The sequence below is a fragment of the Pseudomonas sp. NFACC13-1 genome, from assembly GCF_900104425.1.
Classification (GTDB): domain Bacteria; phylum Pseudomonadota; class Gammaproteobacteria; order Pseudomonadales; family Pseudomonadaceae; genus Aquipseudomonas; species Aquipseudomonas fluorescens_AA.
Genome location: NZ_FMXV01000034.1, coordinates 47,922 through 63,093, shown reverse-complemented (window position 1 = coordinate 63,093; position 15,172 = coordinate 47,922). Strand labels below are relative to the sequence as shown.

Genomic DNA, 15,172 nt, shown 5'->3' with positions numbered 1-15,172 from the left:
GTAGGAGCTGTCGAGTGCAACGAGGCTGCGATCTTTCCCCAGACACTTGAGTCTCAAGCGAAAGATCAAAAGATCGCAGGCTTCGCCAGCTCCTACAGAGCCCAGCGGGAGCAAGCTCCCTCGCCATAAAAAGTGTTCACTTTAGCTTTGCGTTGTTCCTACATCTGCGTCGCCATTCCCTCCACATTCATGGCCGCCTGGCGCAACGCCTCCGAACGGGTAGGGTGCGGGTGGCAGGTCAGGGCGATGTCCTCGGCCGAAGCGCTGAACTCCATGGCCACGCAGTACTCCCCGATCATCTCACTGACGCTCGGGCCCACCAGGTGCACGCCAAGGATTTCATCGGTGCGCTCATCGGCCAGGACCTTGGCGAACCCTTCGGTCTCGTGGTTGATCTTGGCCCGGCTGTTGGCCGTGAACGGAAACTTGCCGACCTTGTAGGCGCGGCCTTCGGCCTTGATCTGTTCCTCGGTCTGGCCGACGCTGGCCAGTTCCGGCCGGGTGTAGATGACGCTGGGGATCAGCGCATAGTTGACCTCGGCGGCTTTGCCGGCGATCTGTTCGATGCAGGCCATGGCCTCGTCTTCGGCCTTGTGGGCCAGCATCGGTCCGGCTGTCACGTCGCCGATCACCCAGACGCCGGGTGTTTCGGTGCGGTGATGCCGGTTGGCGAGCATGCCGCGTTTATCGGTGCTCAACCCGACGTTCTCCAACCCCAGTCCTTGCGTGTAGGGCCGCCGACCGATGGCGACCAGCACGTAATCGGCGTCCAGGGTCTGTGCTTCGCCGCCCGCCGCCGGTTCGACCTGCAATTGCACACCGCTGGTCGAGGTCGTGGCGCCGGTGACCTTCGAACTCAACTTGAACTGGATACCTTGTTTAGCCAGGGCCCGTTGCAAGGTCTTGCCGGCCTCGCCGTCCACGCCCGGGCAGATGCGATCGAGGTATTCCACCACGGTCACCTGGGCGCCCAGGCGCCGCCAGACCGAGCCCAGCTCGAGGCCGATGACGCCAGCGCCGATCACTACCAGGTGCCGGGGCACCTCACCCAGGGACAAGGCACCGGTGGAGTCGAGGATGCGCTGGTTGTCGATGGTCACGCCTGGCAGCGGCATGGGTTCCGAGCCGGTGGCGATGACGATGTCCTTGGCGGTGAGTTCGGTCTTGCTGCCATCGTCACCGGTGACGGTCACCTTGCCCGGCCCGTCGATGTGGCCCCAGCCTTTGATCCAGTCGACCTTGTTCTTGCGAAACAGAAACTCGATGCCCTTGGTCAGGCCCGTCACGCTTTCGTCTTTCTGTTTCATCATTTGCGCAAGATTGAGGGTAGGGCTGACCTCAATGCCCAAGTTGGCGAACTCCGTTCCCGTGGCCGCTTCGTACAGTTCCGAAGCGTGCAGCAAGGCCTTGGAGGGCATGCAGCCGACGTTCAGGCAGGTGCCGCCCAAGGTGGCTCGACCTTCGACACAGGCGGCCTTCAACCCTAACTGCCCGGCCCGAATCGCCGCGTTATACCCGCCGGGTCCACCGCCCAGAATGACCACGTCGTAGTTGCTCATCGCTGTTCTCCCGCTTGGCCTGATAAAAAATTATGGGCGTAATATGAGCGTTTCCAGAGATTCCGGTCAAGGCTTAAGTCAAGAGGTCGGCGTGGGCCTTGTCATGAAGAATTCAAAACGGAAATTTCACAGTAATCGTTATAAGGTAACGGCCTATAACGAAGCGGCGGTGGCGTCTGCCCACAGGCCCGGATTTTGATCGCCACGAAAGCTGGGGTGGTATGCAAGTCGATCTGGATATCGAGGGGGCACAAGTGGCCGAATGGCCGCGTTTCCAGCGCGCGTCGTTTCAAGGGCGCCGCTTGAAGCTGATCGCCTGCGCCTTGGGAAGCGTGGCGGGATTGGGTCTGGTCCTGGCGTTTTTTATCGGGGTGTTTTCGCCGCAATCGCTGTGGCCAGCCTTGTTGGTCAGCCAAGGCGCGGGACTGTTGGTGCTGGTGGCGGGCTTGCAATCCGCCTGGTGGTTGACGCAATGGCGCAGCAGGGCGTTGTTGCCGGCTGTGGATAACCTGCCAGCGGAAGACGAGCCTGTTGATAACTTGGGTTGGTATGAACGGTTGCTGGAGCGCATCGGTGCCCGCTCGGTCGGCCTGCTCAAGCAAATCGGTGCGCCTGCGTTGTGGCTGGCCGGTTGGGCCGTGCTGGTATTGCTGGGCGTGGAGCACGCCTGGGACTTGCAATTGCCGGCTGCCGCCCTCGGTGTTTCGGCCAGTGTGGAGGCGGTGTTGTCGTTGTTGTTGGCGTTCGGGTTATTGGTGTTCGAGCGGCAATTGGCCCAGCAGCCCCCTGTGGAGTGGCCGGAAGCGCCAGCGCTGGCGCAACTGACGCGGGTGGCGATCATCGTGCTGGTGCTTGGCGCCTTGTGCTTGCTGTTCGCTGCAGAAACGTCCATCTGGCCGGTGCGCCTGGCGGTGCTGATGGGGCTGTTGCCGGGACTGGTGGCGGCGGAGTTGTTGTTGCGCGCGGTGCTATCGTTGTTCATCCCGCGCCGGGATGCCCTGGAGCCGACGCTGCTGGGCCGCAGTGTCATCGCCGATCTGCTGCGCTGGCCGCCGCAACCGTTGCTGGCCTTGCAGCATGAACTGCATAACCGTTTCGGCATCGACCTGCGCCAGATCTGGGCCTTCAGCTACATGCGTCGGGCTTTTTTGCCGGTGTTGGCGTCAGTGGCGCTGGTGGGCTGGTTGTTGACAGGCGTGCACGAAGTGCCGCTGCAGGGGCGGGGCATCTATGAGCGCTTCGGTAAACCGGTAGAGGTGTTCGGTCCCGGCTTGCATGTCGCGTTGCCTTGGCCGTGGGGCAGGGTGCTCAATGTCGAGAATGGCGTTGTGCATGAACTGGCGACCAGCGTCGCGCAGAGTCGTGCAGAGGTCGAGGCTGAACCGGCGGAGGGACCGGCACCGGCCATTGCCAATCGGTTGTGGGACGCCAGCCATGTGAACGACAAATCCCAGGTCATTGCCAGCCGTCGAGCCGACCAGCAGAGCTTTCAGATCGTCAACATGGATGTGCGCTTTGTCTATCGCATCGGCCTGACGGATGCCGCGGCGCTGGCGGCGACTTACAACAGCGCCGATGTGCCGACGCTGATCCGCAGCACCGCCAGCCGCATCCTGGTGCATGAGTTTGCTTCGCGTACGTTGGATGGTTTGTTGGGCGCCGACCGCGTGAGCCTGGCCGACGAAATCGGTCGCGCTGTCCAGGCTGACCTGCAATCCCTCGACAGCGGTGTGGAAATCCTGGCGACGGTGGTGGAGGCGATTCATCCGCCGGCCGGTGCGGCCAATGCCTACCACGGCGTGCAGGCCGCGCAGATCGGCGCCCAGGCATTGATCGCCCGGGAGCGTGGCGCGGCGGCGGAACAGACCAACCAGGCGCAATTGCAAGCCAGCATCGCCCATGACCGGGCCAGTGCCACTGCGCGGGAAATCAACGCGACTGCCCAGGCTGCCGATCTGCGTTTCAATGCCGACCGCAAAGCCTACGCCACGGCGGGGCACGCTTTTGTGTTGGAACATTATTTGAGCCAACTGACCCAGGGCCTCGGCAATGCCCAGTTGCTGATTCTCGATCATCGCCTGGGCGGTAGCAGCAACGAGCCGACCATCGACTTGCGAACCTTCACGCTGCCGGCCGACCCCGCGTCGCCGCGTAACCCTGTCCCGCCAGGAGCTGCCCATTGAGCCAGTCCTCTTCACACGGTCACCACGAGCATGCCGGTCACGATCACGGCCATGCCGGTCATCACCATGGTCATCACCATGGTCATCACCACCACCATCATGGCGACCCGCAGCAAGCCGGTCCGTTTCCTTGGCGGCGGGTGGGCTGGGCGGTGTTGTTGATGGCATTTGCCGTCGCGGCCGCGAGCCTCGTGCAAGTGCGATCGGGGGAGGCCACGGTCATTACCCGTTTCGGCAATCCGGCCCGGGTGCTGCTGCAACCTGGCCTGGGGTGGCGCTGGCCGGCACCGTTCGAGGCGGCGATCCCGGTGGACCTGCGATTGCGCACCACGTCCAGCGGCCTGCAGGATGTCGGGACCCGCGATGGGCTACGGATCATTGTCCAGGCCTACGTGGCCTGGCAGGTCCAGGGTGACCCGGACAACGTGCAGCGTTTCATGCGCGCGGTGCAGAACCAACCGGACGAAGCTGCGCGGCAGATCCGCACATTTGTCGGCTCCGCGCTGGAAACCACGGCCGCCAGTTTTGACCTGGCGAACCTGGTCAACACCGATGCTAGCCAAGTGCGCATCGCCGATTTCGAAGCGCAGTTGCGTCAGCAGATCGATCAACAGTTGCTCACCACTTACGGTGTACGAGTGTTGCAAGTCGGTATCGAACGCCTGACGTTGCCATCGGTCACATTGACCGCAACGGTAGACCGCATGCGGGCCGAGCGCGAAACCATCGCCACCGAACGCACCGCCATCGGCAAGCGCGAAGCGGCGCAGATTCGTTCCGCCGCAGAACGTGATGCCCGCGTCGTGCAAGCCGATGCCACGGTAAAGGCCGCTGATATCGAGGCGCAATCCCGGGTAGACGCGGCCGAAATCTATGGCCGGGCCTACGCCGGCTCTCCCCAGCTCTACAACCTGCTTCGTTCGCTGGACACCTTGGGCACCATCGTCAGCCCAGGCACCAAGCTGATTTTGCGCACCGATGCCGCTCCATTCCGTGTCCTGGTGGACGGCCCTGCTTCCATGGATGGCAAAGGTGGAACACAACCATGAGTTTGGTTCCACGTGGAACAAATGCGTTATCCAGTCCGTGGATCCAGGCCGGGCGTTTGGCGTTTCTAGCGCTTTATGCCGTCACGGTCTTGGCGGCGTTGGCCTGGATCTTTTCCAACGTGCGCCAGATCGACCCGCAGAATCGTGCGGTGGTGCTGCACTTCGGCGCCTTGGATCGTATCCAGAATGCCGGCCTCTTGCTGGCCTGGCCGCGGCCCGTGGAACAAGTGATCCTGCTGCCAGCAGCGGATCGAGTGCTCGAGCGGCGGGTGGAAAATCTGCTGCGCTCGGACGCGGCCTTGCAGGCTGATCGTGTGGCCAGTTTCGCCACGCCGGTCAGCGATGCATTGGCCGGCTCTGGTTATTTATTGACCGGTGATGCCGGCGTGGTGCAACTGGATGTGCGGGTGTTCTATAAGGTCACTGATCCTTACGCTTTCGTCTTGCAAGGTGAACATGTCCTGCCGGCACTGGACCGACTGGCGACCCGCAGTGCCGTGGCCCTGACCGCCGCCCGGGACCTGGACACCATTCTGGTGGCGCGCCCCGAACTGATGGGCAGTGACAACCAGGCGGCCGAGCGCCGCGAACGCTTGCGAGGCGATCTGGTTCAAGGGCTTAACCGACGCCTGGCTGACCTGGCGGCGACGGGGCAGGGGCTGGGCATCGAAGTGGTGCGGGTCGATGTGCAATCGAGTCTGCCCGGGCCGGCGGTGAGTGCTTTCAACGCGGTACTGACCGCCAGCCAGCAGGCCGACAAAGCCGTGGCCAACGCCCGGACTGAAGCGGAAAAACTCACCCAGGTCGCCCGCCAGGACGCCGACCGTGCCGTGCAAGTCGCCCATGCCCAGGCCAGCGAGCGGCTCGCCAAGGCTTCGGCCGATACGGCCACGGTGCTCGGGCTGGCGAAGACCCAAGGCAGCGATCCGCAAATGCTGCTGCGCCTGTATCGCGAACGCATGCCCGCCATCCTTCGCCAAGCCGGCTCAGTGACCACGGTCGACCCGAAAGACGATTCTCGCCTGATCATCCAGGGAGCCGGCCAATGACCGCTCGAACGCCTGCTGTACCGATGTTGTCCTCGGCAGAGCAACGCATCGCCGCCCGGCAACTGACCTTGGCGATGCTCGCTCTCGGCTTGCTCGCATTGGGCCTGGCATGGCGCGGCTGGTCGCCGGAGCAGAGCGGCGTCAGCCAACTGCTGTTGGGGTTCGCCTCGCTGTTGGTGGCGGTGCCGGTGATGCGTTCGGCCTGGTACAGCTTGCGGTACCCGAGCCTGCACGGAATCACTGACCAACTGATCGCCCTGGCGATGCTCGGCGCCTGGGCCACCGGCGATCTGCTGACCGCGGCGTTACTGCCGATCATCATGATCTTCGGCCATGTGCTGGAGGAGCGTAGCGTCATCGGTTCCCAAGAGGCGATTCATGCTCTTGGCCAACTGACCCGCAGCCAGGGTCGCAAGGTACAGGCCGACGGCTCGATCATCGACGTCGACAACGCGACGCTCCAGGCCGGCGATGTCGTGGAGGTGCGTGCCGGTGACCGAGTGCCGGCCGATGGTCGGGTGTTGTCCGGCCAGGCCAGCCTCGACACTGCGCCCATCACTGGTGAATCGGTGCCGCTGGAGGCGGTGGTTGGCACGGAAGTCTTCGGTGGCGCGATCAACCTCGATGGCCTGCTGCGCCTGGAAGTGACCCGTACTGGCGAAGCGTCCACCTTGGGCAAGGTCATCGCCCTGATGCAAAACGCTGAACGCTCCAAGCCACCCATCACCCGTTTGCTGGAACGCTACGCCGGCAGTTACCTGGTATTGGTGTTGTTGCTGGCGGCAGTGACCTGGTTCGTAACCAACGATGCCCAGGCGATGTTGGCGGTATTGGTGGCGGCGTGTCCCTGCGCGTTGGTGCTGTCGGCGCCGGCCACCGCCATTGCCGGGATCGCGGTGGCGGCGCGCCACGGGATTCTGATTCGCAGCTCGGCCTTTTTGGAAGAACTGGCGGACCTGACTTCGTTGGTCGTCGACAAGACGGGCACCTTGACCTATGGCGTGTTGCGCCTGCAATCCATCGAACCTGCCCAGGATGCTCAACCGTCGTTGTTGCTGCCGCTGGCTGCCAGCCTCGGTTCAGCCAGCAGTCATCCGGTCAGTCGTGCCTTGGCGGGGCTGGTGGAACAGGACAATTGCCTGCCCCTGACGGACATTCGTGAGCGCCAGGGGCTGGGTGTGGTCGCGATGACGGCTCAGGGCGAAGCGGCACTCGGTCGGCCGGAGTTGTTTGCCCAGTTGGGCATTCACACCCTGGCGGTTCCTGAGCACGACGGCCCGATTGCCGGTCTGGCGCTGGATGGGCAGTTCCTCGCCTGGCTGCTGTTGGCCGACAGCGTCAAGCCGGAGGCACAGGTGGCCATGGCCGAGCTGCGCGAGTTGGGTCTGGGCCGTCAGTTGCTGTTGACCGGCGACCGCCAAAGCGTGGCCACGGTCCTGGCACGGGATGTCGGTATCGGCGATGTGCAGGCCCAGGCCTTGCCGGAAGACAAACTCAAGCGGGTCATGGCTGAAATCGATCATGGGTTCCGCCCGATGGTGGTGGGCGATGGCATCAACGATTCCCTGGCGCTCAAGGCCGGTGTGGTGGGCGTCGCCATGGGAGCCGGCGGTGCGGACATCGCCCTGGCGTCGGCGGACATCGTGCTGATCGGCAGCGATCTGCGGCGCCTCGGCACTTGCGTGCGACTGAGTCGCCAGTGTCGGCGCACGTTGCAGGTCAACGTGATCATCGGCCTGGGCTGGACACTGGCCATCGTTGCCTTTGCCGCCTTCGGCTGGCTGGGCGCAGCGGGGGCGATGATCGCGGCGCTGCTGCACAATCTCAGTACCCTGCTAGTGTTAGGTAATGCCGGGCGCTTGCTGCGGTTCCAGGAGCCACTGCTCAAGATCCAAGCCAAGGGCACCGTTGGATAGGGTCAGCGAACTGCGCGCTGTACTTGCAGTCTGCTATTGGAGAGGGCGTGCCAGCGCAGGAGTGACCCACCCACAGGAGTGATTTGGGACAGCGATAGAAAAAGGCTATAAATTCGATAGCCTGCTATTTTTCTAGCATGGTCTACCCTCATTTCAGACGTCTGAAACAAAGGGGGATTTTCCATGCTCGCGCAACTTCCACCGGCCTTACAGAATCTGCATCTACCGCTTCGGCTGCGGCTCTGGGACGGCCATGAATTTTCACTGGGGGCCGACCCCAGCGTCACGATTGTGGTCAAGGACCCACAAATGGTCGCGCAATTCACCCACCCCAGCCTGGACGCATTGGGGTCGGCGTTTGTCGAAGGCAAACTGGAACTTGAAGGCCCGATCCACGAAGTCATTCGGGTCTGCGATGAATTGAGCCAGGCCTTGGTCGAGGACGATCCCGACAACCAGCCGGTGCGCTCGGTCCACGACAAAGAAACCGACGCCAAGGCGATCTCCTACCACTACGATCTTTCCAACGCGTTTTATCAGCTATGGCTCGACAGCGACATGGCCTATTCCTGTGCCTATTTCGAGACAGGCAGCGAAACCCTCGAGCAGGCCCAGCAAGCCAAGTTCCGCCACCTGTGTCGCAAGCTGCGATTGCAACCGGGTGACTACCTGCTGGATGTCGGTTGCGGATGGGGCGGCCTGGCGCGTTATGCCGCGCGGGAGTTTGGTGCCAAGGTCTTCGGCATTACCCTGAGCAAGGCGCAGCTGGCGCTGGCCCGGGAACGGGTCAAGGCCGAAGGCCTGGAGGATCAGGTCGAGTTGCAACTGTTGGATTACCGCGACCTGCCCCAGGACGGCCGCTTCGACAAAGTGGTCAGCGTGGGTATGTTCGAGCATGTCGGCCACGCCAACCTTGCGCAGTACTGCAAGACGCTGTTCGGCGCCGTGCGCGAGGGTGGGCTGGTGATGAACCATGGCATCACGGCCAAGCATACCGACGGGCGTCCGGTCGGTCGCGGCGCGGGCGAGTTCATCGAGAAGTACGTATTCCCCAACGGCGAGCTGCCGCATCTGTCGATGATTTCCGCGCAGATCAGTGAAGCGGGCCTGGAGATCGTCGATGTGGAAAGCTTGCGCATGCACTATGCACGCACGCTCGATCACTGGAGCGAACGCCTGGAGGACAATCTCGAGGCAGCGTCGAAGGAAGTGTCGGAGCAGGCACTGCGGATCTGGCGTCTGTACCTGGCCGGCTGCGCCTACGCGTTCGCCAAGGGCTGGATCAACCTGCACCAGATCCTGGCGGTGAAGGCCCATGCCGACGGTAGCCATGAGCTGCCATGGACCCGCGACGACATCTATACCCCTTAGAGAATCGGGGAAATAAGCCGGGCGATCCGCATGCCGACCTCCTGCAGGCGGTGGGTCTCCCGGCTTTCCTGTTTGTCGATTTCCTGGGCCTGGGCGAAGTCCTCTTCGAGCATTCGCTCGACCTCGGTGGCGAACGGGATATCCACGGTGAGCAGCATGACTTCGAAGTTCAAGCGGAACGAACGGTTGTCCAGGTTCGCACTGCCTATGGCGCTGATTTCCCGGTCGATCAACACCACTTTCTGATGCAGGAAGCCCGGCCCGTAACGGAACATCCGCACACCGGCCCGTACCGCTTCAAACGCGTACAGGCTGGACGCTGCGTAGACGATCTTGTGGTCGGGCCGCGAGGGCAGCAGGATGCGCACATCCACGCCACGCAGTACCGCCAGGCGCAAGGCTGCGAATACCGCTTCGTCGGGGATGAAGTAGGGCGTGGTGATCCAGACGCGTTCGCTGGCGGCGTGAATGGCCTCGACGAAAAACAGCGAGCAGGTTTCATAGGCGTCGGCCGGGCCGCTGGCCAGCAACTGGCAAAGCACACCATCGTCCGGGTAGCTGTCCGGCAGGATCAGCGGGGGAAGGGAACGGGCCGCCCAGAACCAGTCTTCGGCGAACGACTCTTGCATGCTCGCCACCACCGGCCCGCGCACTTGCACATGGGTGTCGCGCCACGGCGCCAAGGGTGGTTTATCGCCCATGTATTCGTCACCGACGTTGTGCCCGCCGACGAACCCTTGCACACCGTCCACCACCACGATCTTGCGATGGTTGCGAAAGTTGACTTGGAATCGGTTGAGCCAGCCGCTACGGGTGGCGAACGCTTTTACGTGGACGCCACCGTCGCGTAAGGCTTGCACGTAGCGGTGGGGCAGGGAGTGGCTGCCAATGCGGTCATAGAGCAGGTACACGGCCACGCCTTCGGCGGCTTTCTTCAAGAGCAGCGTGTGCAGGCGTTGACCGAGGCGGTCGTCATGGACGATGAAGAACTGGATCAGCACGGCCTCGCGTGCCTGTTCGATGGCCTGGAAAATCGCCTCGAACGTGGCGTGGCCGTTGACCAACAAACGCACCTGATTATTGGCCAGGCACGGTGTGCGTCCCAGTTTCGGCATAGCCCGTAGCGAGGCGTAGGCTTGGGAGGCCCGAGCGGTCAGGGCTTCTTCTACCCAGGGGCGCCAGTTCAATTCAGAGATTGCCTTGCGCATTTCTTCGTTGGCTTGCCGGCGCGCCTTGATGTAACCATCGAACGTACTGCGGCCGAACACCAGATAAGGAATCAACGTCAGGTAGGGAATGAAGGTCAGCGACAGGGCCCAGGCAATCGAGCCCTGGGCGGTGCGCACCGTCAGCACGGCGTGGACGGCGGCAATGGAGCCCAGGGTGTGGAGCAGCGCGATCAGGTAACCGAAAACATGCGGGCCGAAATAATCCATGGGGCAGCCTTGCTCCTGAAGTTTCAATGCTTAACAGACCATGTTCCGTGGCGAATGTCGCTATTTAATTCACAGGTTCAGGCCCTGAACCGAAGCCCGTGGACGGCGTCTAACGGCCACTTGTCCTCTGGAGTTCGTGTAATGAATGTTCGTCTGCTGGGTGTGGCCTTGGCGATGGGTTTGTCGGTTCCGATGGCGGTTCAGGCGCAGATGCTCCAGCCGGGTTTGTGGGAATTGACCACCAGCAATATGAAGGTCGATAACCAGAACCTGCCGGACCTGCAACTGATCCTCGGCCAGCTGCAAACCCAAATGACCCCGGAGCAACGGGCGATGCTGGAAAAGCAGGGGATTACCATGGGTGGCAAAGGCATTCGCGTGTGCCTGACCCCGGCGCAGGTTCAAACCAATGATATTCCGCTGCAAGACCCGCAGTCGGGTTGCAAGCAGCAGATCACCGAACGCACCGGTAATCAGTGGAAGTTTCGCTTCAGTTGCCCGAAAGCCCAGGGTGCCGGGGTCGCGACATTCCAGAGTGATCGTGAATTCACCACCAAGGTCAACGGCACGTTCAATGCCACCGGCATCCAGCAGAACGGTAGCCTTGACACTCGCGCGGTATGGCTGGGGCAGGATTGCGGGACGGTCAAGCCGAGGGCTTGAAGCTCGTTTGAAGTAACCGCTTGGTAAGCCTGTGGGAGCCGAGCTTGCTCGCGATGCGGACAATTCGGTGAGTCGCCGAGGACGTCACCGTTCATCGCGGGCAAGCCTTGCTCCCACACATTTTCTAGGGCCGACTCAGTGCCTCGTACAACGTATTGAGGTTGTATTCGAACAGGCCAGTGAACGTGCTGGCCGGTCCGCTGGCGGCGAGTGCGTCGGAGTACAGCGTGCCGCCGATGTGAGCGCCGCTCTCGTCGGCGATCTGCTTGAGCAGGCGCGCGTCCTTGATGTTTTCCATGAACACCGCTTTGACTTTCGCCTGACGGATCTGGGTAATCAGCGCCGCGACTTCTGCCGCCGACGGTTCACGTTCGGTGGATAACCCCTGGGGCGCCATGAACTCGATGCCATAGGCCTGGCCCAGGTAACCGAATGCATCATGGGACGTCACGATCTTGCGATTACCGGCAGGCAATGCGCCGAGCTTGGCCTTGGCTTCAGCGAGTAGGGCGTAGATTTTCTTCAGGTATGCCTGGCTGTTGCGTTCGTAGTCGGCCTTGTTGGCCGGGTCGGCAGCTTCCAGTGCCTTGGCGATGTTGCGGACATACAGCTCGGCATTCGCCAGGTTGTGCCATGCGTGCGGGTCGGGGATGGTCTCGCCGTCCTCATCCAGTGACCGCGGGATGACGCCATGGCTGGCGCTGATCACCGGGACGCTGGTTCCGGTGCTGGTCACCAGGCGGTCCAGCCACGGCTCGAAGCCCAAGCCATTCTTGATGATCAGTTTTGCCCTGAGCAACGCCTGGGCGTCGTCTGGGGTGGGTTCGTAGGTGTGAGCATCGGCGTCCGGCCCGACCATGTTGGTGACTTGAATATGCTCACCACCGACCTGTCGGGTCATGTCGGCGAGGATGCTGAAGCTGGTCACTACCTGAAGTTTTTCGGCCGCGGACAGGGACATGGACAGCATCAGACTGATTAGCACGAGCAGTACGCGCATCGGGAAACACCTCATTGGGATGTGAGCAAGGGCGGGCGGCGCAGCAAACCGTGCACCGGCCCGAATACCACCGACAGCAGATACGAAACGCCCGCCACCAGAACGATGGACGGTCCGCTGGGCAGTGAGTAATAGAACGACAACAGCAGGCCAAACCAGACCGAGAGGCAACCGAGCAGCGCGGCGATCAGCATCAGCAGCGGCAGGCGCCGGCTCCAGAATCGCGACGCGGCGGCCGGCAGCATCATCAGGCCGACGACCATCAACGCGCCGATGGCCTGGAAACCGATCACCAGGTTCAGCACCACCAGGGTCAGGAACACGCCGTGGGCCAACGGGCCGAGACGACTGACGGTTTGCAGGAACAGTGGGTCGAGGGTATCGAGCAGCAGCGGTCGATAAATCAACGCCATCGCCACCAGGCTAACGCCGCAAACCCACAGCATGCCGTTGAGTGTGGGGCCGTCCACCGCCAAGGCCGAGCCAAACAGCAGGTGCAACAAGTCCAAGCGTTTGCCGGCCATGCCGAGGATCAACACCCCGGCCGCCAGGGAAATGGGATAAATCGCCGCGAGGCTGGCGTCCTCTCGTAGGCCCGTGCGCCGGGTAACCCAGGCGGCGAGCCCGGCCATGCTCAAGCCCGCCCCCAGGCCGCCCAGGGTCAAGGCCGGCAGGCTCAGCCCGGCGAACCAGAAGCCCAGGGCGGCGCCAGGCAGGATGCCGTGTGCCACGGCGTCACCGATCAGGCTCATGCGCCGAAGGATCAGGAACACACCCAGCGGCGCCGTGCTGCACGCCAACACCAGGCCACCCAGCAGGGCCCGACGCATGAAGACAAACTCTTGGAAGGGTTGCCAGAAATGTGTGGCCGCGAGCATCAGGCCACCCACGCATGGGGTTGTTGGGCGATCAAATCGACACTGCGACCTAGCACGCAGCCGGTGTTCTTGATCAGCAGCGTATGGGGGACGTGTTGGCGTACCGCTGCCAGATCATGACACACCACCACGAGGGTCCTGCTCGCCGCGTGCCAGCGATGAATGTGTTTCCACAGTAGCGCCTGGCCTTGTTCGTCGAGGGCGGCGTGGGGTTCGTCGAGCAACAGCAACGGCGCTTCGGCCAGGCTCAGGCGAGCGAGCAGGGCGCGTTGCAGTTCGCCTCCCGACAGCGCCATTAGCGGACGTTGCTCAAGGCCGGTCAATGCCCAATCGTCCAGTACGGCCTGCAACAACTGTCTGCGCATGGCTGGCGTGTGGCGATTGCCCCAAGCGCCGGCAGCCACCAGGTCTTGCAAGTTGATGGGAAATTGTCGATCCAGATGTTGCTGCTGGGGCATGAATGAAACGCCACCACGCCGTGGAACATTTAAGGTGACTTTACCGGCTAGCGGCTTTTGCAGCCCCGCGAGCACTTTCAACAGGCTGCTCTTGCCGGAGCCGTTGGCACCGATGATGGCGGTGAGGCTGCCTGCCGGTCGCTCCATGGCGAGGGGCGGCGTGAGGGGCTGTCCGGGTGCCCCCCAGCGCAGTGCCTGGCAGTCGATCATGAGGGCTCCCGGGTCCAGCGGCTTCGCGCCACGGCGTCATGGGCATGAAGGCTTTCGGCATGGACGACGCGTACATCCAGGGCGGTGATCTCCGATGAGCGGGCCAGGGCCGTGCTCAATCGTCGCGCGGCGTCTTCGCAAAACATCAGGTTTTGCCCGTTGGCCAGGGCGAAGGCTTGTTCATCGGCGCGTTTCACGGCGGTCTGCACGGCGGTGCCAAGGGCTGCTTCGGCTTGGTTGATGAACCACTGCAGCGGCAATTCGTCGACAGCGGCGTCCAGACGCAGCGTCAAAGTCGCCGTGCTGCGTTGGCTATGGGGGGTGGCGACAATGCCGTTCGATGAGCCCAACCACGTGAGAATTTCGGCGTGCTCAAGTCTCTTGTTAGCGAAGTCGTCGACAAATTGCTGTTGGATCAACTGCCGGGCAAGGGCTGCCGAACATGGGCAAGTCGAGGAATAGGGGATCTGAATTTTCAGTTCCACGTGGAACATTGTGTTTTTCAACTGAGCTTCGATGCTCACCGGATAACCTTTCCAGCCTGCCAACGGGCTGGTTAGCGCCGGACGTTTGAGCAGCAGATCGGTATGCACAGTGAGCGAAGCCGCACGGGATAAGCCTTCATGGCTATCGAGAAATTGTTCCAGGATTCGGCGCAATAGCGCGGGCGAAAGGGGCGTCTCTTCCAGCAACCCCAGCGCCAGGTATAAGCGCGACATGTGAATGCCGCGCGCCTCACCGTCATCGAGGCTCACCCCGGCGTCGACCGTTGCGCTGAGGCGCTGGCCCTCAATCAACACCGGCGTTACGATGCCACACATGCCCACCCAATCAAGGGGCAGGGTGTGACGTGAAACCTGCGCAGCCACGTCGGGCAACGTTAACGCATTCATGGCAAGGCCCATCGAAGATTAAAATTAGATGTTATAGTATAACAGTTAATTTTAAGAAGCCTCTTCCATGAAAGGAGTTTCATCTCCCTGAATGTTCACGTTCCACGTGAAACATTAACGCGATGAATCCTGGCACCCGTTCATGCGGCCGCATGTAAATGCACCGGTGCTACCGCCCGAGCTGGAAAAACGATTGAGGGTTGTCCAGCCCACACGCCGGCTGTATCCAACCCAACTTTCTCCGTCCGACGCCAGTCCGGTAAAGAACGTGAGCTGACCGTAACGGCTGTTCGTTTGCGCCCAATAGCGGCGACTGGCGGCTTCAAAACCGCGCAAATAAAGAGTGTTTCCAGCCGTCGCAACGCTATAGGCATTACCTTGCATATCCACGCACGCCAGCAAATTCGCGCTACGGGTGCAGTTTGCCAAGAGTGGACTCTGCCCAGCAGCGCCTAACGCCAACAGCAACAGCGGGCCCGCAAGAACAAATTTCAGAGGAGTGCGCAT

At 62.2% G+C, this 15,172-nt stretch carries 13 protein-coding genes; 6 read left to right on the top strand and 7 right to left on the bottom strand.

All coding sequences use genetic code 11. The annotated features are described in order from the left end of the window. Positions 1-158 precede the first annotated feature (158 nt). On the bottom strand, positions 159-1,559 hold the full coding sequence (lpdA, locus tag BLQ55_RS28050) for a dihydrolipoyl dehydrogenase (RefSeq protein WP_092258725.1): 1,401 nt from the start codon (positions 1,557-1,559) through the stop codon (positions 159-161). Positions 1,560-1,780: 221 nt separating this feature from the next. Here lpdA and BLQ55_RS28045 point away from each other — a divergent pair, with 221 nt between their 5' ends. From BLQ55_RS28045 to cfaB, 5 genes are all read left to right on the top strand, one after another. Then, a complete protein-coding gene (locus BLQ55_RS28045) occupies positions 1,781-3,742 on the top strand; it encodes a protease modulator HflK (protein ID WP_092258722.1) in 1,962 nt (653 codons plus the stop codon). Beyond that, entirely contained in the window at positions 3,739-4,791 is a 1,053-nt protein-coding gene (gene hflC, locus BLQ55_RS28040; protein WP_092258719.1) for a protease modulator HflC, read from the top strand. The genes BLQ55_RS28045 and hflC overlap by 4 nt, the downstream gene beginning before the upstream one ends. Next, the gene (gene hflK / locus BLQ55_RS28035; protein WP_092258716.1) at positions 4,788-5,840 is read left to right on the top strand and encodes a protease modulator HflK; all 1,053 of its coding nucleotides are present in this window, start codon (positions 4,788-4,790) and stop codon (positions 5,838-5,840) included. The genes hflC and hflK overlap by 4 nt, the downstream gene beginning before the upstream one ends. Next, positions 5,837-7,756 (top strand): heavy metal translocating P-type ATPase, encoded by a 1,920-nt coding sequence (locus BLQ55_RS28030; RefSeq protein WP_092200305.1) that lies wholly within the window; start codon positions 5,837-5,839, stop codon positions 7,754-7,756. The genes hflK and BLQ55_RS28030 overlap by 4 nt, the downstream gene beginning before the upstream one ends. A gap of 183 nt (positions 7,757-7,939) precedes the next feature. Continuing rightward, positions 7,940-9,127, top strand: coding sequence for a C17 cyclopropane fatty acid synthase CfaB (gene cfaB, locus BLQ55_RS28025; RefSeq protein WP_092200308.1), 1,188 nt, complete (start codon positions 7,940-7,942; stop codon positions 9,125-9,127). On the opposite strand, the gene cls is transcribed toward cfaB, so the two are convergent. Next, positions 9,124-10,563: a cardiolipin synthase gene (gene cls / locus BLQ55_RS28020; RefSeq protein ID WP_092258713.1), complete on the bottom strand. Its 1,440-nt coding sequence runs from the start codon at positions 10,561-10,563 to the stop codon at positions 9,124-9,126. The two genes, cfaB and cls, sit on opposite strands and share 4 nt — an antisense overlap. 141 nt (positions 10,564-10,704) lie before the next feature. Here cls and BLQ55_RS28015 point away from each other — a divergent pair, with 141 nt between their 5' ends. Continuing rightward, on the top strand, positions 10,705-11,226 hold the full coding sequence (locus BLQ55_RS28015) for a DUF3617 domain-containing protein (protein ID WP_092258710.1): 522 nt from the start codon (positions 10,705-10,707) through the stop codon (positions 11,224-11,226). Positions 11,227-11,350: 124 nt separating this feature from the next. On the opposite strand, the gene BLQ55_RS28010 is transcribed toward BLQ55_RS28015, so the two are convergent. The 5 genes from BLQ55_RS28010 to BLQ55_RS27990 form a co-directional block, all read right to left on the bottom strand. Then, the gene (locus tag BLQ55_RS28010; RefSeq protein WP_092258707.1) at positions 11,351-12,226 is read right to left on the bottom strand and encodes a metal ABC transporter substrate-binding protein; all 876 of its coding nucleotides are present in this window, start codon (positions 12,224-12,226) and stop codon (positions 11,351-11,353) included. 11 nt (positions 12,227-12,237) lie between these two features. Beyond that, on the bottom strand, positions 12,238-13,104 hold the full coding sequence (locus BLQ55_RS28005) for a metal ABC transporter permease (RefSeq protein WP_092200320.1): 867 nt from the start codon (positions 13,102-13,104) through the stop codon (positions 12,238-12,240). Continuing rightward, a complete protein-coding gene (locus tag BLQ55_RS28000) occupies positions 13,104-13,772 on the bottom strand; it encodes a metal ABC transporter ATP-binding protein (RefSeq protein ID WP_092258704.1) in 669 nt (222 codons plus the stop codon). Before BLQ55_RS28000 ends, BLQ55_RS28005 begins: the two co-directional genes overlap by 1 nt. Beyond that, positions 13,769-14,665 (bottom strand): GTP cyclohydrolase FolE2, encoded by an 897-nt coding sequence (gene folE2, locus BLQ55_RS27995; protein ID WP_092258701.1) that lies wholly within the window; start codon positions 14,663-14,665, stop codon positions 13,769-13,771. Before folE2 ends, BLQ55_RS28000 begins: the two co-directional genes overlap by 4 nt. A 114-nt stretch (positions 14,666-14,779) precedes the next feature. Continuing rightward, positions 14,780-15,172, bottom strand: a complete 393-nt coding sequence (locus tag BLQ55_RS27990; protein WP_092258698.1) for a glutamine synthetase — start codon at positions 15,170-15,172, stop codon at positions 14,780-14,782.